The sequence below is a fragment of the Janthinobacterium violaceinigrum genome (assembly GCF_009208555.1).
Taxonomy (GTDB): Bacteria; Pseudomonadota; Gammaproteobacteria; order Burkholderiales; family Burkholderiaceae_D; genus Janthinobacterium; species Janthinobacterium violaceinigrum.
In genome coordinates, this window is sequence record NZ_WFLI01000001.1 from 302,083 (window position 1) to 322,243 (window position 20,161).

At 65.9% G+C, this 20,161-nt stretch carries 12 protein-coding genes and 1 pseudogene; 8 read left to right on the forward strand and 5 right to left on the reverse strand.

The window, feature by feature from the left end:
- Positions 1-52 precede the first annotated feature (52 nt).
- The gene (locus GCN75_RS01495; RefSeq protein WP_152281026.1) at positions 53-2,155 is read left to right on the forward strand and encodes a bifunctional 2',3'-cyclic-nucleotide 2'-phosphodiesterase/3'-nucleotidase; all 2,103 of its coding nucleotides are present in this window, start codon (positions 53-55) and stop codon (positions 2,153-2,155) included.
- Positions 2,156-2,210: 55 nt separating this feature from the next.
- Entirely contained in the window at positions 2,211-2,903 is a 693-nt protein-coding gene (locus tag GCN75_RS01500; RefSeq protein WP_152281027.1) for a tetratricopeptide repeat protein, read from the forward strand.
- 1 nt (position 2,904) lies between these two features.
- Here the strand turns inward: GCN75_RS01500 and pdxR are convergent, their stop codons facing one another.
- On the reverse strand, positions 2,905-4,359 hold the full coding sequence (gene pdxR, locus GCN75_RS01505; protein WP_152281028.1) for a MocR-like pyridoxine biosynthesis transcription factor PdxR: 1,455 nt from the start codon (positions 4,357-4,359) through the stop codon (positions 2,905-2,907).
- 126 nt (positions 4,360-4,485) lie between these two features.
- Here pdxR and GCN75_RS01510 point away from each other — a divergent pair.
- Positions 4,486-5,199, forward strand: a pseudogene (locus GCN75_RS01510) (GNAT family N-acetyltransferase); the annotation flags it as partial.
- A gap of 243 nt (positions 5,200-5,442) precedes the next feature.
- Complete coding sequence (locus GCN75_RS01515; RefSeq protein ID WP_152281030.1) at positions 5,443-6,879, forward strand: catalase; 1,437 nt, start codon at positions 5,443-5,445, stop codon at positions 6,877-6,879.
- 243 nt (positions 6,880-7,122) lie between these two features.
- Here GCN75_RS01515 and GCN75_RS01520 read toward each other — a convergent pair whose 3' ends face one another.
- The gene (locus tag GCN75_RS01520; RefSeq protein ID WP_152281031.1) at positions 7,123-7,461 is read right to left on the reverse strand and encodes a hypothetical protein; all 339 of its coding nucleotides are present in this window, start codon (positions 7,459-7,461) and stop codon (positions 7,123-7,125) included.
- A gap of 228 nt (positions 7,462-7,689) precedes the next feature.
- Entirely contained in the window at positions 7,690-8,871 is a 1,182-nt protein-coding gene (locus GCN75_RS01525; RefSeq protein WP_226940997.1) for a S1 family peptidase, read from the reverse strand.
- A 182-nt stretch (positions 8,872-9,053) separates the two neighbouring features.
- On the opposite strand from GCN75_RS01525, the gene GCN75_RS01530 reads away from it, so the two are divergent.
- From GCN75_RS01530 to GCN75_RS01540, 3 genes are all read left to right on the forward strand, one after another.
- The gene (locus GCN75_RS01530; RefSeq protein WP_226940998.1) at positions 9,054-11,159 is read left to right on the forward strand and encodes a serine protein kinase; all 2,106 of its coding nucleotides are present in this window, start codon (positions 9,054-9,056) and stop codon (positions 11,157-11,159) included.
- Between the two features lie 2 nt (positions 11,160-11,161).
- On the forward strand, positions 11,162-12,430 hold the full coding sequence (locus tag GCN75_RS01535; protein WP_152281033.1) for a DUF444 family protein: 1,269 nt from the start codon (positions 11,162-11,164) through the stop codon (positions 12,428-12,430).
- 137 nt (positions 12,431-12,567) lie between these two features.
- Positions 12,568-14,055 carry a SpoVR family protein gene (locus GCN75_RS01540; protein WP_152281034.1) on the forward strand — a complete coding sequence of 496 codons (1,488 nt, stop codon included), beginning with the start codon at positions 12,568-12,570 and terminating at the stop codon, positions 14,053-14,055.
- Between the two features lie 447 nt (positions 14,056-14,502).
- Here GCN75_RS01540 and GCN75_RS29480 read toward each other — a convergent pair whose 3' ends face one another.
- Both GCN75_RS29480 and GCN75_RS01555 read right to left on the reverse strand, forming a co-directional pair.
- On the reverse strand, positions 14,503-15,852 hold the full coding sequence (locus GCN75_RS29480; protein WP_226940999.1) for an SDR family oxidoreductase: 1,350 nt from the start codon (positions 15,850-15,852) through the stop codon (positions 14,503-14,505).
- Positions 15,852-17,156, reverse strand: a complete 1,305-nt coding sequence (locus GCN75_RS01555; RefSeq protein ID WP_152281035.1) for a nucleotide sugar dehydrogenase — start codon at positions 17,154-17,156, stop codon at positions 15,852-15,854. Before GCN75_RS01555 ends, GCN75_RS29480 begins: the two co-directional genes overlap by 1 nt.
- 219 nt (positions 17,157-17,375) lie before the next feature.
- On the opposite strand from GCN75_RS01555, the gene prsT reads away from it, so the two are divergent.
- The gene (prsT, locus tag GCN75_RS01560) at positions 17,376-20,159 is read left to right on the forward strand and encodes an XrtA/PEP-CTERM system TPR-repeat protein PrsT (protein ID WP_152281036.1); all 2,784 of its coding nucleotides are present in this window, start codon (positions 17,376-17,378) and stop codon (positions 20,157-20,159) included.
- Positions 20,160-20,161: the final 2 nt, after the last annotated feature.

The window sequence follows — 20,161 nt, forward strand, 5'->3', positions numbered from 1 at the left end:
CGTCATATGGCGGCGTTACAGTCGCGTCCTTTGAATCTCTCCGAGGGCGGTAATGAAAACAAATTGGGTCATGCTGGCAGCGCTGGCAAGTGCAGGTCTCGTCGGTTGCAACGGCAGTTCGAATACCCCGGCCACACCGGCCATTCCCGAAGGCACGACGGTCACCGTCGCATTGCTGGAAACCACGGACATCCACTCGAACGTCCTCAGTTATAACTACTATGCGCTGGCCGAAGACACGAGCCTGGGCCTGGAGCGCACGTCGACCCTGATCCAGGCGGCGCGCGCGGAAAATCCGAACAATGTGCTGCTCGACGATGGCGACGTCATCCAGGGCACTTTGCTCGCCGACCTGCAGGCCGTGGCCGCGCCCGTGCCATGTTCCGGCACCTTGGCCGTGCACAAGGCCATGAACGCGCTGAAATACGATGCGGGCGGCATGGGCAACCACGAGTTCAACTATGGCCTCGCTTACCTGAGCCAGATCACCAACACGGATTTCGGCATTCCCGGCGTGGCCAAGCCGACGGGTACCTGCGGCGCGCCCGCCTTCCCTTCCGTGCTGAGCAATGTCGTCGGCGTGTCCAGCGGCAAGCCCATCTTCCAGCCCTACACCGTGCTGCCCCGCGATTTCGCCGCCACGGCGCCCGATGGCAGCAAGCTGACCGTGAAGATCAATGTGGGCGTGCTGAGCTTTGTGCCGCCGCAGATCCTCGAATGGGACCAGAAAGTACTCGCCGGCAAGGTCAGCGTGACGGGCGTGCAGGAAGCGGCGAAACAATACGTGCCGGAATTGCGCAGCAAGGGCGCCGACCTCGTCGTGGCCCTGTCGCATGGCGGCCTGGACACCAGCGCCTACAGCCCGAAGATGGAAAACGGCAGCTACCACCTGACCAGCACGGGCATCGATGCGCTGATGATCGGCCATTCGCACTTGATCTTCCCGAAAGGCAAGGAAGAAGGCGCAGCCGCCCTGGACGCCTCGTTTGCCGCCTTCCCCGCCAGCGCGAAGATCGACGCCGTCAACGGTTTCGTCAACGGTGTGCCTACCGTCATGGCGCAAAGCTGGGGCCGCCGTCTGGGCATCATCAAGCTGACCATGGCCTATCAGGGCGGCAAGTGGGTGGTGCAGCCGGCCAAGACGAGCGTGGAATCGCGCGGCTTCAAGTACACGGATGGCAAGACCCTCGTGAAAGCCGACCCGGCCATCGCACCGCTGGTGGCCACCGAGCATGCAGCCACCATCGCCTACGCCAAGCAGCCGCTGGGCATCAGCACGGATTTCGAGATGTCCGCCTACTTCGCGCTGGTGGGTGACGTGAGCGCCATCCAGCTGGTCAACCAGGCGCAGCTCGACTACGTGAAGAACTTCATCGCCACCAGCACGGATGCCACCTTGTCGAGCTACAAGAACATCCCCGTGATCTCGTGCAGCGCGCCATTCAAGGCGGGCCGCAACGGGCCATCGGACTTCACGGACGTGGCCGCTGGCGCGACGCCGGCCGCCCCCGTCGGCTTGCAAGTGCGCAATCCGGGCGATCTGTATTTGTATAGCAATAACAACCTGCAAGCGGTGAAGATCAAGGGTTCGGACTTGAAGGCATGGCTGGAAACGTCGGCCAAGCAGTTTGCCCAGATCGATCCGGCCAGCAGCGCCGAGCAGGACCTGGTGCCGTCGTATGGCACGATCTACAACTACGACGTGTTTTATGCGGAAAACAATGCGCTGACGTACCAGATCGACGTGACGAAACCGGCGGGCAGCCGCATCGTCAACCTCACGTACAAGGGCGCGGCGGTGGCCGATGGCGATGACTTCATCGTGGCTACCAACGACTACCGCGCCGGTGGTGGTGGCGCCGTGCCTGGCATCGATGGCAGCAAGACCATCATCAAGTCGCCCGATGCGAACCAGGCCGTGGTCAGCAACTACCTGGCGTCGCTGAGCACCAAGGGCGGCAAGGTAACCTTGGCAGCCAATGGCAGCGCGCGCAGCTGGAGCTTCGTCAAGACGGCCACGGCCGGTCCCGTGATCCTGCGCTCGGCGCCGGGCCACCTGGCGCTGGCGCAAGGCAGCGGCATTGCCAACGTGGCGGCCGAAGGCGGCCTCGACGCCAGCGGCTTCGCCAAGTACCGCATCGACCTGAGCAAATAAGGTCCATGGGCCGGGACTGCAACGGTTCCGGCCCCCGCAATGAAAGGTGATCAAGATGAAACACGCACTCTCCCTGCCTGCCGTCGTCCTCGCTGCCGCCCTGGCCGCCTGCCAGGCGTCGCCGCCGCCCACGTCGGCCGAGATCGAAGCCGTCGCCATGCATGCGCGCCAGGCGGGCGACCACCTGGCCGAACGCAAGGTGCGCAGCTGGGCCAGCAAGGACATGCCGGTGGCCGAGCGGGAACTGGCGCTGATTTACCAGACCCGTCCCGAACGCCGCGCCGATGCGCTGGCCCTGTTCGAACAGGCGGCCCGCGCGGGCGACACGGAGGCGGCATTCGAACTGGGCCAGATGCGGCGCGCGGCAGCCCCGGACCAGGCGTGGCTGTGGTACCGGCAAGCGGCCCAGCAAGGCCATGCGAAAGCGGCCCTGATGCTGGGCTTGCTGGCGGCAAATGGCGAAGGCGTGCCGCAAGACCCCGTGACGGCCGCGCATTGGCTGGAAAAGTCCAGCGAGCTGGGCAACCCGCATGCCATGTTCCTGCTGTACAACGCCTACCGCGAAGGCCGCGGCGTGCCGCGCGACCTGGCCAAGGGGCGTGAACTGCTGGAAGAAGCGGCCCACCACGAATATCCGCCCGCCATCCAGGAACTGGCGATGACGGTGCAGGCCGGCGACGCTCTGCGCGCGGGCCACCTGATGAAGGAAGCGACGGAGCACCGGCACAACAACTGGAACCGTTTCTAGTTCAGACGGGCATCCGGCGCGCTGCCCTTGCCAGCTGCGCCAGGCGCCTCAGCAGCGGCGCGTACAGGCCGGGCGCCGTGTTGCCGTAGCCGAGCACCAGGCCATTGTCCGCGGGCGTCGCCGCCAGCGCAAAGCTGGACAGGGCCGTGGGCGCCAAGCCGTACGCGCGCGCGGCCCCGGCGATGGCGGCATCCGGAAAATCCGGGGGCAGACGGACAGTCAGGTGCAGGCCGCAATGGCCTCCCTCTATGCTGTGCGGCACGTCGAACGACTGCGCCAGCGCCGCGCGCAAAGCCTGTTGCCGCTCGCGGTACAGGCGGCGCATGCGCCCCAAGTGGCGCGCATATTGCCCGCTGTCGATGAAATGCGCCATGGCCAGCTGTTCCAGCCGGTGCCCGCCGCGCAGCATGGCGGCCAGCGGTGCCTGAGCCGCCGCCAGCAAGGCGGGCGGCAAGACGAGAAAGCCCAGGCGCAAGGCGGGAAACATGGTCTTGCTGAACGTGCCCACATACAAGACCGGCCCCTGGCTGGCCAAGCCCTGCATGGCGGCGATCGGCTCGCCCGCATGACGAAATTCACTGTCGTAATCATCCTCGATCAGCCACGCGCCATGCGCTTGCGCCGCCTCGATCAGCTGCAGGCGCCGCGTGGCCGACAGCACCGGGCCCAGCGGATATTGGTGGGCAGGCGTCGTGTAGACGAGGCGCGGTGGCCGGGCCTGCCAATCCTCGGCACTGGCCACCATGCCCTGTCCATCGACACGCATGGGCACGATGCGCAGGTCGCCCGCGCGCATGGCCGCCTTGGCGCCGCGGTAGCCGGGGTCTTCCACCCACGCCGTCTCGCCAGGGTTGCTCAGCAGCCGCACGCACAGCCCCAGCGCCTCTTGCGCCCCTTCCGTGATGATGATTTGCCCAGGCACGCAACGCACACCGCGCGCCACGCCCAGATAGCGGGCAATCGCCGCGCGCAGGGCCGGTTTGCCAGCCGGCTCGCCATACGCGAGCGCGGCACTGCCGCTGCGGCAGGCAACATCGAGCGCGCGCCGCCACGCTGCCAGCGGAAACTGCGGCAAGGCCGGTTCGCCGGGACGCAGCGCGGCGGGAACACATTCAGTGACGGGCGTGGCCGACAACGGTACTGTGCGCCGCGCTAACGGCGGCATGGGCGGCGCGGCCGGCGCCACGCCAGGCTGCGGCAAGACGGCAACCACCGTGCCTTGCCGCCCCGCAAGGACAAAGCCTTCCACCGCCAGTTGCTCGTACACGGCACTGACGGTATTGCGCGCAATGCCCAGGGTCTGCGCCAGCAGGCGCGACGCGGGCAGGCGGGTTCCTGCCGGCAGGCTGCCCGCGAGCATGGCGTATTTCAGGCGCGCATGCAATTGCCGTTGCAGGGGCGCGGCGTCCGGCGCACGGGACAGGGGAAGTTCGAGAGGCGTTTGCGGCTGGTTCATGGGGTAGGCGTGAAATCGTGGCACTATGAAATATACACTGACTGGCGCTTGTGATGGGGCCAAGCCCCACTTATCCTGCCTGTCTCAGGACCGCAGCGTGCGGGCCGCCTCAGCAGAAAGCCATCCATGTCGTCGTTTCAGAATTCCTTCCAGCAAGCCATCGGCGCTCCGATCCCGCACTGGTCCGCCCGCCCCCGTCCCGAACGCCTGACCCTGCACGGCCGCTATTGCCGCCTGGAGCCGCTGGATGCCAGCCGGCACGCGGCAGACCTGTCCCGCGCGTATGCGCAGGCGCCGGACCAGCGGGGCTGGACCTACATGCTTGCCGGCCCCTTCGACGACGCGGAGAACTACCGCGCCTACGCGGTGCAGGCCGCGCAAGGCAACGATCCCTTGCACTTCGCCGTCATCGATCTGTCGAGCGGCCTGGCCGTCGGCACCTTGGCCCTGATGCGCATCGATCCGGCCAATGGCGTCATCGAAGTAGGCAATGTCATGTTTTCGCCGGCTCTGCAGCGTACGCCCGCATCCACCGAGGCGCAGTATCTGCTGATGCAATACGCGTTCGATACCTTGGGGTACCGCCGCTACGAATGGAAGTGCGACAGCCTGAATGCGCCATCGCGCCAGGCGGCGCTGCGCCTGGGTTTTCAGTTCGAAGGCGTCTTTCGCCAGGCCACCGTCTACAAGGGCCGCAGCCGCGACACGGCCTGGTTTGCCATCATCGATGGGGACTGGCCCGCCGTGCGGCAAGCGCTGGCGCAGTGGCTGGCGCCGGACAACCTGCCCGCGCCTGGCAGGCAGCTGCGGTCGCTGGCCGCCCTGCGCGCGGCGTCAGCCGCCTAGCCGTATGCGCCGCGGCTATCGTGTTGGCCTGGACCTCGCCCAGGGGCTATGATGGGCACGCTGCTTCCCCGGACGCGGCGGGGCTGTTGCCGGCCTCGAAATGGATTACACTGAATTTGCTTTTTAGAAATTTGTTACTCTGGACCAGCCTCGGTGAGCGCCTCGCAATGCTCAGCCCAGCCAGTGTTTGGGTAGGCCCTGGCTCGTCCGTTGACCTCCCTATAAAGAAAGAGTCCAATGAAAAAGCTGACCACTGCCTTTGGCGCGCCTGTAGTCGACAACCAGAACATCCAGACGGCGGGCCCCCGCGGCCCTGCCCTGCTGCAAGATGTGTGGTTCCTGGAAAAGCTGGCCCACTTCGACCGCGAAGTCATTCCCGAGCGCCGCATGCATGCCAAGGGTTCCGGCGCGCATGGCACGTTTACCGTCACGCAAGACATCACGCGCTACACGCGGGCGAAGATTTTTGGCGCCGTGGGCAAGCAAACCCCCATGTTCGCGCGCTTTTCCACGGTGGCTGGCGAACGGGGCGCGGCGGACGCGGAACGCGACATCCGCGGCTTCGCCCTGAAGTTCTACACGGAAGAAGGCAACTGGGATCTGGTCGGCAACAATACGCCCGTCTTCTTCATGCGCGACCCCCTCAAATTTCCCGATCTGAACCACGCGATCAAGCGCGATCCCCGCACGGGCTTGCGCAGCGCTAACAGCAACTGGGATTTCTGGACGTCGCTGCCCGAAGCGCTGCACCAGGTGACGGTGGTGATGAGCGACCGGGGCTTGCCGCGCAGTTTCCGCCACATGCACGGCTTCGGCAGCCATACCTTCAGCTTCCTGAATGCGCAAAACGAGCGTTTCTGGGTCAAGTTCACGTTTAAAACCCAGCAAGGCATTCAAAACCTGACGGATGCGCAAGCCGAGGAACTCGTGGGCAAGGACCGCGAAAGCTCGCACCGCGACCTGTACGAAAGCATCGAAAACAAGGATTTCCCCCGCTGGACCCTGTACGTGCAAATCATGCCGGAAAAAGAGGCAGGCACCTATCACCTCAACCCGTTCGACCTGTCTAAGGTGTGGCCGCACGGCGACTATCCGCTGATCGAGGTGGGCGTGCTGGAACTGAACCGCAATGCGGACAATCACTTTGCCGAAGTGGAACAAGCGGCCTTCAACCCGGCCAACGTGGTGCCCGGCATCAGCTTTTCGCCGGACAAGATGCTGCAAGGCCGGCTGTTTTCGTATGGCGACGCACAGCGCTACCGCCTCGGTGTCAACCACAGTCATATCCCCGTCAATGCGCCAAAATGCCCGTTCCACAGCTATCACCGCGACGGCCAGATGCGCGTGGACGGCAACCAGGGCGGAACCTTGGGCTACGAGCCGAACAGCGAGCAGGAATGGGCCGAGCAGCCCGATTTCCGCGAACCGCCATTGAGCATCGAAGGCGCGGCCGACCACTGGAATCACCGCGTCGATGAGGATTACTATTCGCAGCCGCGCGCCCTGTTCCGCCTGATGAGTCCGGCACAGCAGCAAGCCTTGTTCGACAACACGGCGCGCGCCATTTCGGGCGCTTCGGAGCAAGTCAAGCAACGCCACATCGGCAACTGCACCCTGTGCGACCCCGCTTATGGCGCGGGCGTGGCCGAAGCAATCGGCCGCCTGAGCAAATAAGGCGCGCCGGCAAGACCCGCGGCTTGGCAAGGAGGGCGAAGGTTCAGGAGGGCCGCCAGTGAACGGGGCCCTCCGCCGCAACGGCCCGCGGGTTGAGCACCAGCCGCATCAAAACCTGCCACGCGACAAGCGATCCAAACGCGCCGACGTCCGGCGCACGGCCTGCCGCCTGCTGCCTCGCCGGCGGGCAAGCTGCGGGTAAGCTTCTGATTAGCGTGACGGCAAGCCCGCCGCGCCAGTGCGCTACCAGCGCTGGATGTCGATCTGGCCCGTGATGCTCGTTTCCACCGGATAGCCTTCGACCTGCAAGGGCACGCGCCGCTTGACGGACGAGTCGCGCAAATACACGACGAGCGCTTCCTTGCCGACGGCGTTGCGTCCCAGGCTCACGCCTTCCACGCCGTCGATGGCCATCAGCGCCCGCTCATTGCGCCGCTTGGCCGCTTCCAGCCGGCCTTGGGGCACGGCATGGGCGTACCCTGCGCCGGCAGCGCCCTGGCCAAGAGTCTCGTCCGGCAAATACGGCATGGCGGCATCTTCGAAGACGGCATATGACGATTGTGCAAATTTACTGTTTGACATGACACACCCTCCTGATGCATTCCATGATACACCCGGTCATCGGGCGCCGCCGCGCGCTTCGCCGGGCAAGCAGGCGGCTGCCCCGGCCAGCAGCCTGCCCCGGCAGAAACGCTCAGGAAGACGCGCCAGGCGACGCTCGCTGCCGGCACAGGCCCTCAACCATCATCGTGCAAAAGGCAGCGTTATGCAAGGCGGCGTGACACCGCCCGCTTGCTTCTGAACGCGTACTCAGGTGTACAAATTGATGTCGAGCGCCACCACCACGCGCCGCATCTGGTTGGCAAACGTGATGTTGCCGCCGCCGGCAAACAGCAGGCCCACGGGATTGCGCTGCTGGTTCCAGGTCCAGATGGACGAGCCGGAATCGCCGCCCGCGCTGAACGCCCCGCTGACGCCCGTGATAGCGATCTGGTCCTGGAACAGCGCGATCCGGCCGCCGCCGTAGTTGACGTTGATGGTGGCGCCCAGCCCCGTGATGCGGCCCTGCGTCAATTGCGTCGTGCGTCCGGATTTGCCGACCAGCATGCCCAGCGCAGGCGCCACCAGCGCATTGCTGATGCGGAAATAGGCAGGCACGCCGCCGCTCAGGTAAACCAGTTCGGGCCGCACCCGGTCAGGCCAGGCCCAGCCGGTGGCGCAGTCGACAAAGTTGACGCCGCCGCTGAAATTGATGGGCACGAAACGCTCAAGCACGGCCACCTGGTCTTGCGGACAGCGGCCGCCGTCGATGGGGCCGGGCTGCACGATGCAATCGTTGAACACCCCGCCGTTGGAATTGGCCAGCACGTGATTATTGCTCAGGATCATCAGGCGGCTGTTGCGCGGCGCGCTGCGCCCCACAGCCAGGCAGCCGATGGTGCCGGCCGTGATGCGGAAATGCCCGACCGATACCCCGCCCGGCGCCGGGCGCAGACGGAAGCGGTGCGGTTGCGCATCGATCACGCCCGTGACGACGATGTTGACGGGCACCTTGTCGCTGGCCACGGCGCGCACGCCCATGGCGCCCACGATGGCGGCCTTGGCGCGGTCGACGGACGTGGGTTCGGCCACGTACAGGGTCAGGGCCGGCAAGCCCGGTTCGCCCGACGAGCTGTCGCTGGCGCCCTCGCCCAGGCCGATGGACACGCCCTGGATATTGCCGCCGTCGCTGAAGGCATCGGCCGCGCGCACGCCGCCCGCCTGCGAGATGGACTGGCGCATGCCGTCTTCGATGCTGCGCTTGATTTCCAGCAATTCCATGCTGACGCCGCTCAAGGCGTCGGGCACGTCCGGGACGGACGCGCTCTCGGCCGCATTGTCGTCGTCGCCTGGGACGGAAAATTGACCGACGGCCTCTTCATCGTCGGCGCTTTGTCCCCTGCCGCTGCTGCCAGGCGGGGCGCTGAAACCATTTTCATTGCCTATCATCATGTTCTCCTCGTGGGTCGCTGCAAGCTTCCAGTGTGGGCGGGCCGCGCCAGCCGGTATTGATCTGGATTCAACTACGCTGGTGTACGGTTGGGCACCGCCATCAGGGGGCGGCGAAGACAAAAATAGTTCCCTCGTCAAGGTTGAGCGAGATCAGGCGTGCGGGCAGAGGCGGCGCCGTATACTTGGCCGACACGCTGGAACTGGGCCTGCTCCACGGCGGCAACGGCAGCAACGGTATAGATGGGGAAACAATGACGAGCGCTGGTACGACACGCCAATCCGACGACAACGCGCCTGCGGCGGCAGTGCCTGCAGGCGAGCCGGCAGGCAACGGCGCTGCAGAGGCCAGCGGGCCGCACGCCACCCAGCATGCGGGTTTCGTGCACGGCATGGCGGCTTGGGCGGCAAAACACCGCATCAGCCCCTGGCGCGGCAGTTTTGCCGACTTCCTCGAGCAGATCTTGCCGGGCCGGGCTGCCCTGCTGGCGCGCAGCGCGCACCAGTACCTGTGGGACATGATGCGCTGGAACGGCCACACCGATGACAGCGGGCGCTTCCGCTGCCGTTTGTTCGACGACGAGCTGTTCGGCATCGACGAAGCGATCGACCGGGTCGCCTCTTACTTCAAGGCGGCCGCGGCCGGTTCCGAGGTGGGCCGGCGCATGTTGCTATTGCTGGGCCCGCCGTCGGGCGGCAAGTCGACGATGGTGATCCTGCTCAAGCGGGGCCTGGAAGAATACAGCCACAGCAGCGAGGGGGCGCTGTACGGCATCGCCGGCTGTCCCGTGCACGAATCGCCGCTGCATCTGGTGCCGCACAGCATGCGCGCCGACTTTCGCGCCAGCTATGATGCCGAACTGCATGGCGACCTGTGCCCCCACTGCCGCGCCCGTCTGGAGGAGCAGTACGGAGGCGATTTCTTGCGCATGCCCGTCGAGCGCATCCATCTGTCCGAGGCGGGCCGCTGCGGCATCGGCACGTATGCGCCGCACGACCCCACCACGGCCGACCTGGCCGACCTGGTGGGCTCCGTCGACCTGTCGAAAGTGGCGCAGTACGGCGACGAAGGCGATCCGCGCGCCTGGTCGTGGTCCGGTGCCGTGTACGCGGCCAGCCGCGGCATGCTGGAAATGATCGAGATCCTCAAGGTCAAACGGGAATTTCTCTACCTGCTGCTGACCCTGACGCAGGAAAAGAATGTCAAGGTGTCGCGTTTCCCCCTGATCTACCTCGATGAAACCATTCTCGCGCACACGAATCTGGCCGAATTTCGCAAATTCCTGCAAGAAAGCGAGAACGAGGCGCTGCTCGACCGCATGGTCATCGTGCAAGTGCCGTACACGCTCAATTACCGCGAGGAAGCACGCATCTACCGCAAACTGATCCTGGCGGCCGCGCCCGCCTTCCGCGACGTGCACCTCGACCCGCACGTGCTGCATGCGGCAGCCGTGTTTGCCATCCTCAGCCGCTTGCCCGAAGCGGACGACAAGGAAGCCGAACTGGTCAAGAAGCTGCGCATCTACGCGGACGAAGACGTCGACGACCTGCAGCCGGCCGACATCCGCCGCATGCGCGAGCGCGACAAGGCGCCGGACGAGGGCCTGTCGGGCGTGTCTCCCCGTTTCGTCATCAATGCCCTGTCGCACGCCATCATTTCCGCCCAGCGCAACAGCCTCTCCACCATGGACGTGTTGCTGGCCTTGAAGGATGGCATTGAAAACGATGCGCGCATCGAGCCGCGGCGCAAGCGCAAGTGGGTCGATTACCTGGTACTTACGCGCAAGGATTTCTATAACCGCTGGGTCAAGGCCGACGTGCACAAGGCCTTGTTCGTTTCATTCGAGCAAGAAGCGCAAGACTTGCTGAACAAATACCTCGATGAAGTGGAAGCCATGCTGGACAACCGTCAGATCCGCGACCCCATCACCAGCGAAGAGCGCCGTCCCGACGAACGCTTCCTGCGCGCCGTGGAAGAAAAAATCCATATCAGCGACTCGGGCAAGCAGTCATTCCGGCAAGAGGTGGTACGCAAGGCCATGAGCGCGTTCAAGCGGGGCGAAGCATTTGGCCTGGCCAGCCATGCGCAGCTGCACGACGCCATCCAGCAATACCTGTTCGAGCAGCGGCGCGACGTGCTGCGCCTGGTGGGCTCCGCAAAACGTCCCGATGACGACGTGCGGGCCAGGATTTCCGCCGTCGAGCAGCGCCTGGTCGACGAATATGGCTATGACGCCCATAGCGCGCGCGAAGCGCTCAACTACGTGACCACCTTGCTGGCGCAGGAATAGCCATGTCCGCCACCACCTTGCCAGGCAGCGGCAACCACGATGGCGGCCCGGCGCGCGACGCCGCCGCGGGCACGGCAAGTACCGCCGACGGGGCAGCCCCGGTTTCGGCCTCGCCGGCCCTGGCCCAGCCGTGGTATGCGCTGTTCTCGCGCGGCGCGCGCGACTGGCTGCGCCACAACCAGAAAGTGCGCGAAGCCGTGCAGGCCCACTTGCCCGAGCTGATCGCCACGCCCGACCTGATCGGCGGGCCGCAGCAGCGCACGGTGCACGTGCCCATGCGCCTGCTCGAACATGCGCGTTTCCGCCTGGCGCCCGCGCGCAACAGCGTGGGCGCGGGCCAGGGGGACGGCCAGCCCGGCGATATCCTGCGCCCGGCGCGTCCCGCCACCACGGACGAGACCGGGACGCAAGGCGAAGGCGGCAATGGCGAGGGGACGGTGCGCCTGCTGCTGGAGTTCCCCATCGACGATATACTCGACTGGCTGTGGGACGCCTTCGCGTTGCCCCACCTGAAACCGCGCCACCTGGGCGCGATCGACGAGGTACGGCTCGTGCGTAGCGGTCTGGACCGGCATGGCGCTCGTTCGCGCCTGGACCGGCGGCGCACCGTCAAGGAAGCCATCAAGCGCCGCGCGGTGCAAGCGCAGCCCGTGCCCTTCACCAACGAAGACTTGCGCTACCGCCAGGTGCTGCCGCAGCCCCGGCCCAGCGCGAATGCCGTCGTGTTTTTCGTGCTGGACGTGTCGGCCAGCATGGCGCAGGCCGAGCGCAGGCTGGCCAAGTCCTTCTTTTTCTTTGCCTTGCAAGGCTTGCGCCGCCGGTATGCGCGCGTGGAAACGCGCTTTATCGCCCATACGACGCGGGCCTGGGAATTTTCCGAAGCCGAGTTCTTCCAGGTCAACGGCATGGGCGGCACCATGGCCTCCACGGCCTTTTGCCTGAGCCGCGACCTGCTGAAAGAGCACTACGCGCCGGGCCGCTACAACGCCTACCTGTTCTATGCTTCCGACGGCGAGAATTTCAGCGAAGACCGGGCGCCGGCCAGCGTGGCCCTGGGCGAACTGGCCACCTTGCTCAACTACATGGGCTATGTGGAAACCTTGCCCGGCGTACCGCGCAGCCTGGAAACGGAGATGCACAGCCTGTTTGCCGAACAGGAACGGCGCGGCTTGCCCCTGCACAGCAGCCTGCTCAGCAAGCCCGACGATGTGTGGGCCGCCATCCGCACCTTTTTCCAGCACGAGGCGGCCGACGCGGAGGAAAACCCATGACGCGGCCCAGTCCGCAATCCGCCCCACAGCCGGATGCGGGGCCTGGTCCGGCTGCACCGCCCGCCCTCCACGGCGGCACGGCAGAGGCAACAGGCGACACGGCAACAGGCATTGCAGGCATCGCAGGCACGCCAGGTATGCCAGATGCGCCAGAGCCTGCGGGCCTGGACGGCTACGCGACGCGCATCGAAGCGCTGGCGCGCCAACTGGGCCTGGAATTTGCCCCCGTCGAATTCGAGCTGGTGCCGGACAGTTTCATGACCGAAATCGCCATTTATGGCTTGCCCGTGCGCATGCGTCACTGGTCGTTCGGCGTGCGCTACATCCACCAGCTCGTGCATCAAAAGATGGGTAACTCGCATATGTTCGAAGTCATGTTCCCCGGCGACCCTTGCCATGCCTACATGGCCGAACATAATTCCGTGGCGGAAAACACCCTCGTCACAGCGCATGTGTTGGGCCATGCCGACTTTGCCAGCCGCAATGCCCTGTTCCTCCGTTTCGGCGCCATGGCAGGCCAGCACATCCTGGAACAGAGCGCGGCACGGGCGCAGCGTCTCGAAGCGGCGCTGCAACGCCACGGACAGGAGGCGGTCGAGGCCGTGCTCGACGCAGCACTGGCGCTGGAACAGCACGTGGACATCCACGCCGAGCTGCACCGCCCGCCCTATGCCGCATCATCCGTACCCGCCGGTGTGGCCGGCAAGCAAGACAGGACCGGCGTTGACGATCCTTTTGCGCAGCGCTACCGGCGCCTGCCGGGCGAAGCGGCCGCGCTGGCGGCGCACGAGGCGGCCAGGGCGCGGCTGGCGCAGCGCCCGCTCCTGCCGCCGCAAGCCGAATACGACTTGCTGTGGTTCATCGCTCGATACGGGCCAGAACTGGCCGACTGGGAGCGCGACATTTTTCTTGCCGTGCGCGAAGAGTCGTTTTATTTCTATCCCGTGTACGCCTGCCAGATCATGAACGAAGGCTGGGCCTCGTACTGGCATGCGCGGCTGCTGCGCGAAGCCCGTTTCCTGCCGCCTGCACTGTATCTGTCCGCCATCAAGTCGCACTCGGACGTGGTGCGCCCCTACGCGGGCGAGCACCAGCAGGCGCTGGCCGTCAATCCCTATCATCTGGGCTTTTGCATGTGGGAACATATCATCGAGCGCGAAGGATTGGCGCGGGCGCGCCAGATCTGCCGCGACGATGATGATTTCAGTTTCATACGCAACTATCTGGACGGGGAACTGGCCGACCGCCTTGGCCTGTTCGTGCATGAAAGCCGCCGCGACGGAGAAACGCGCCTGGCAAACCGCGACTTGCGGGCCATCCGCGAAGCCATCTTGGCGCCCAAATACAACTATGGCGCGCCCTGCATCGCCGTCACCCTGCTCAACGACGACGGCAGCCTCGTGTTGCGCCACGATCACCAGCGCGATGGGCGCGGCCTGGATTTGGAGCGGGCGGAACAGGTGCTTGCGTATATCGCCCGCGTCTGGCGCCGCCCCGTCACTCTGCATACGGCCGATTTCCGCGGCACGCCCCGGGTTCTGCGCAGCAAGACCGACGGCGTACCCGAACCGCCCGCGCCGACAGTGCCGCCACCGACGCCGGCAGGGTCGCCCATGCAGCACTGAACGGCAGATGACCGGGCGCATGCATATCGCGCGCGCCTGGCTCCGGTAATGGACACCTGCTGCGCGGGCCACCTGTGCGCGCACCTCGGGCGAGGCATGCCGCTACCTGCTTCCTGCTATCTGCTATTCGCTAAGCTGCTAGCTGCTAGCCGCTAGCCGCGACCTCGCGCCTGGCCAGCTTGTGGTTCGCGCCGGAGCAGCTTGTAGGCCTTGTAATCCTTGTAGTCCTTGTAGTCCTTGTAGTTTAGCTTGAGCAGCTGGTAGCCCGCGGTTGATCAGCGTATCGTCATGTCAGACCGGCTGACCCTTGCAATGGGCGGCAGATCCTTGCGCTCGGCCGGCTGCCCGTCATGCTCGGCCTGCCTGCTTTCGCACTTCGCCAGCGAGTCTTCACGCCGGACAAGCCCATGCCGCTCGCCTCATGCCGCTTGCCTCATGTCTCTTGCCTTAGGCCCTATCAGCCTGCGCCACATACCACGCGATGGTCTGGCGCAAGCCTTGCGCCAGGTCGTGCGTGGGCGCATAGCCGAGCAAGCGGGCGGCCTTGGCGATGTCGGCCTGCGAATGGCGCACGTCGCCGGCGCGAAACTCGCCGTACCGGGGCGCCAGCGGTGCGTGCTGCGGACGGGCCGCCTGCAGCATCTGCTGCATGGTGGCGTGCAGCTGCGTCAGGCTGGTGCGGGCGTTGACGGCCACGTTGTAGACCTGGTTGATGGCCGCCGGGTCAGGACTCGTGGCGGCCAGGAGATTGGCTTGCACGGCATTGTGCACGAAGCAGAAGTCGCGGCTGGTGGCGCCATCGCCGTGGATGTACACGGCCTGATTGTCCAGCATGGCGGCGATCCAGCGGGGAATGACGGCCGCGTAGGCACCCAGCGGGTCTTGCCGCGGACCGAAGACATTGAAATAGCGCAGCCCCACCGTCTGCATGGCGTAGCAGCGCGCGTACACTTGCGCATACAGTTCATTGACATATTTACTCAAGGCATACGGCGACAGGGGCGCGCCGATATGCTGTTCCACTTTCGGCAAGGCCGGATGGTCGCCATAGGTGGCGCTGGACGCCGCATACACGAAGCGCTGTACGCCCGCATCGCGGGCAGCGGCCAGCATGTTCAGGAAACCGCTGACATTGACGGCGTGGCACAGCAGCGGGTCTTCCAGCGAACGCGAGACGGAACCGAGCGCCGCCTGGTGCAGCACGTAGTCGACGGGGCCACCGGCATCGGCGGTGCCGTTCCCCCCATAGCCGTCAATGCCGCCTGCGCTGCAGCCATGGCCTGCAATGGCGCTGTCACCAGCACCCTTGCTGTTTCCCGCACTATTACTTGCATCTTTGCCTGCAATCTTGCCAGCGCCGGCATCGCCGCCCGTACTTCCACGATTTGCATCGAATGCACTGCCCGCAATCACATCCGCGACGGTATCCGCGGCACTGGCAACACCGCTTGCGCCCCCTGTCCCGCCGCACGCGCGCGCGCACGCCTGCGGATCGCGGATATCGCCCTCGATGAAGGTAAAGCGCCGCCACGCCTGTTCGCCCACGCTGGCGCGCACCAGTTCCAGGTTATGCCGGTGGCCCGTCATGAAATTATCGAGGCCCCGCACTTCCTGCCCCAGCGTCAAGAGGGTTTCCAGCAGGTGCGAACCGATGAAGCCGGCCACGCCCGTCACCAGCCAGCGCCGCGGTTCGCTGGCCAGCTGCGCGCACGCTTGCGCGTAGGCGCCGGCAGCCGGGCCCCAAGCCGGAGCGCCGGGCGCCGGGTTTGCGGCCGGACCGCAGGCATCGGCCGCCATCACAGCCGCCACACGTGCAGGCCGCCGTCTTCCAGCGGACGGGGGTCGAAATGCGATTTGATGTCGATGAAGCAGCCATTTTCCAGCACCTTGCTCTGGAAGTCGGCCAGCGGACGGGCCAGCAGGGCCTGGTGCGAAACGGCGCTGATGATGGCCTCGGCTCGCGGCAGCTGTTCCCAGCTTTCCAGCGACAAGCCGTATTCTTCCAGCGCTTCGCGGCCATCGGCGACGGGGTCGTGCACGTGCACCTGCACTCCGTACGACTGCAGTTCGTGGATCATGTCGACCACCTTGGAGTTGCGCAAGTCCGGGCAGTTTTCCTTGAAGGTCAGGCCCAGCACGTTCACGTGCGCGCCCTTCAGTTTAAAGCCGGCGCGCACCATTTCCTTGATCGTCTTTTCCGCCACGAACTTGGCCATGCCGTCGTTGATGCGGCGCCCGGCCAGGATCACGTGTGGGTGGTAGCCCAGCATTTCCGCCTTGTGCGTCAAATAATAGGGGTCGACGCCGATGCAGTGGCCGCCCACCAGGCCGGGCCGGAATGGCAGGAAATTCCATTTCGTGCCCGCTGCCTGCAGCACTTCCAGCGTGTCGATGCCGATGCGGTCGAAGATGATGGCCAGCTCGTTCATCAGCGCGATGTTCAGGTCGCGCTGCGTGTTTTCGATCACCTTGGCCGCCTCGGCCACGCGGATGCTGGACGCCCGGTGCACACCGGCCTCGACCACGCCTTCGTACAGGGCCGCCACCTTGTCCAGGGTGGCGTCGTCGTCGCCCGAGACCACCTTGCGGATGCTGTGCAAGGTATGCGCCTTGTCGCCGGGGTTGATGCGCTCGGGAGAAAAGCCCACATGGAAGTCTTCCTTCCAGCGCAGGCCCGAATGCTGCTCGAGGATGGGGATGCAGATTTCCTCGGTGGCGCCCGGATACACGGTAGATTCGTAGATGACGGTGGCGCCGCGCCGCATGTGGCGGCCGACGGCCGCGCTGGCGCCGGCCAGGGCCGAGAAATCGGGATTATGCGCGCTGTCGACGGGCGTGGGCACGGCCACGACGATGAAATCGGCCAGCTGCAGCTCGGCGGGATCGCAGCCGACGCTCAGCCATTGCGCGGCGCGCAGCTGTTCCGTACTCACTTCGCCCGTGGGATCGACATGGCTGCGGTAGCTTTCCACCTTGCGGGCCGACAAGTCAAAACCGATCGTGCGCTGGCGCATGCCAAACGCCACGGCCAGCTGCAAGCCCACATAGCCGAGTCCCACCACCGCCACCACGTCCGTCCTGCTCTCCACCTTGCTGTCCATATGCGTGTGCTCCGAATGGTTGCGGCCCCAGCAGCGCCGTCCAGGAAATTCTACGGTTGCAGGTCCGGCCATTCTTGAGCCGGAACAAGAAACGCGGGGCGGCGGCCAGCGCGCGCGGCGACAATCGGCGGCTTGTTGAGCGCAATCAAGGAGAGCGGCGGCCATCTTTTTAAGCTAGGCCATGCCCATTCCCCATGCACGCCGCTACCGGAGACTTCCATGGCCCGTTCCCTGCCCCGCCCTTTCCCCGGCCTGCCTGCCGCCGCGCTGTGCTGCACCCTGCTGCTGCCCCTGCTGACGGCTTGCCACGGCACGCAAAGCAGCGAATCGCTGCTGGCCGACGCGCAGCAGTACCGCCAGAAAGGCGAGGCGCGGGCCGCCATCATCCAACTGAAGAATTTGCTGCAGAAGGAACCGGACAACGCGGCGGCACGCTTGCTGCTGGGCAGCATCTATATCGATACGGGCGAAGCGCTGTCGGCCGAGAAAGAATTGCGCAAGGCAAAGTCGCTGGGCCTGTCGGCCCAACAAGTGATGCCCTTGCTGGGCAAGTCCTGGCTGATGCTGGGCCAGTTCGACAAGGTGCTGGCTGAAGTGCCAGACGATGCGGCGCAGCCCCCCGTCGTGCTGGCCCTGCGCGGCGACGCCCTGCTGGCCCTGGGCCGCCGGGACGAAGCGCGCGCCGTGTTTGCGCGCCTGCTCGAAGCCCATCCGGACCAGGTCGAGGCCTTGCTGGGCCTGGCGCGGCTGGCGGCGCTGGAGCAGCAGGTGCCGGCGGCCCAGCTGCTGCTGGCGCAAGCGTTGAAAAGCGCGCCCGCCAATCTCGACGCCATGCGCCTGCAGGGCGACCTGCTGCGCCTGCAAGGCAAGAACGGGCCGGCGCGCCTCGCCTACATGCAGATCCTCAAAATAAAACCGGACAATACCCAGGCGCATATCGACCTGGCCAACCTCGATATCACGGAAAACCGCTACGCGGAAGCGGGCGCCCAGCTGGCCACGGCGCGCAAGACGGCGCCCAACAGCCTGGGCCTGCTGCAAGCGCAGGCGCTGCTCGATTTTCGCCAGGGCAAAAACAAGGCGGCCTTGCAAGCCTTGCAGCTGGTGCTCAAGGCGGCGCCCGACCACATGCCGTCGATCCTGCTGGCCGGCGCCGTGCAACTGGCGCTGGGCTCGCCGCAACTGGCGGAAGCGTATCTGCAGCGCTTCCTCGCCGTGTATCCCCAGCACCTGTACGCCGTCAAGATGATGACTTCGATCGAACTGATGCGGGGCAAGACCGACGCGGCCATCGCCCTGCTGCAACCGATGCTGGCCGCCTTTCCCGAAGACGTGGAACTGCTGTCGCTGGCGGGCGAAGCGCACTTGCGCGCGCGCCAGTACGACAAGGCGACGGCGTATTTCGAAAAAGCCAGTACCCTGGCGCCGGACACGGCCCGGCTGCATGCGGCGCTGGGCATCAGCCGCCTGGGCCAGGGCGAGAACAGCCGCGCCATCAATGAGCTGGAACGGGCCAGCATGCTCGACAGGAGCACGCCGCAGGCGGGCACCATGCTGGTGATGACCTTGCTGCGCAACAAGCAGAACGACAAGGCCCTCGCTGCCGTCAAGACGATGGAGCAGCAGCAAAAAGGCACGAATCCCCTGCTGCTGAACCTGAAAGGCGGCGTCTACCTGGCCTTGCGCGACTTGCCCGCCGCGCGCGCCAGCTTCGAGCAGGCGCTGGGCATGGACCCCGTGTACTTGCCCGCCTTGAACAACCTGGCGCAGATAGACCTGGCCGAGAAAAAGCCCGAGCAAGCGCGGGAGCGCTTCGAGCGAGCGCTGGCGAAAGCGCCGAAAAATGCCGACCTGTGCGCGGCGCTGGCCAAGCTGGCCGCGTCGCAGGGCAAGACGGACGAGGCGCGGCGCTGGCTCGAGCGGGCCCACCGCGACAATCCTGACGCCGTGGGCCCGGCTCTGCTGCTCAGCAATTTTTACCTGAAGACGGGAGCGCCCGACAAGGCGCTCGAGCTGGCGCGCACCCTGCAGACGGGCCATCCGGGCGACGCCGATGCGCTGGCCCTGCGCGCCCAGGTGGAATACAGCGCGGGTCAGGCACAGGCGGCGCTCGACAGCTACAACAAGCTGGCCGGCATCCAGAACAGCTCGGCGCCTTTGCAGATGCGCATCGCCAGCCTGTACCTGGCGCTGGGCGACCACCATAATGCGCTGCAAGCCGTCAAGCGAGCGCAGGCGCTCGATCCGGGTCTGCTGGAAGCGCGCGTGATCGAAGTGGCCATGTTGCTGAACCTGAATCGCCAGCGCGAGGCGCTGGCCGTGGCGCGCCAGGTGCAGGAACAGCAGCCGAAGCTGGCGGCAGGCTACAAGCTCGAAGGCGACGTGCTGATGGAGCAAAAGCTGCCGCAGCAAGCCGTCAAGCTGTACCAGCACGCGTTCGGGATCAGCCCCATCGGCCCCTTGCAGGTGCAGCTGTACAGGGCCTTGCAGGCGGCGGGACAGGCGCGCGACGCCGATGCGGGCATGGCGGCCTGGCTGAAGGCGCATCCGGAAGACTTGAGCACGCGCACCTACCTGGCCGGCACCATGCTGGCAGCCAAGCAATACCGCGACGCCATCGGGCATTTCCAGTACATCGTTGCCAAGGACACCAGCAATGTGGTGGCGCTGAACGACCTGGCCTGGGCCTATCAGCAGGAAAAAGATCCGCGCGCCCAGGCCACGGCCGAGCAGGCGCTCAAGCTGGCGCCCGACAATCCCTCGGTGCTCGACACCCTGGGCTGGATCGTGCTGGAGCAAGGCGACGTCAAGCGCGCCACGGCCCTGCTGCGCCAGGCGGCGGTGCTGGCGCCGGCGTCGCCCGAAGTGCTGTACCACCTGGGCGCGGCCCTGGCGAAGTCAGGCGACAAGGGCGGCGCGCGCAAGCAGCTGGAACAATTGCTGGCCGCCAACAAAGACTTTCCGCAGCGGGCCGCAGCGCAAGCCTTGCTGACCCAGCTCTAGGC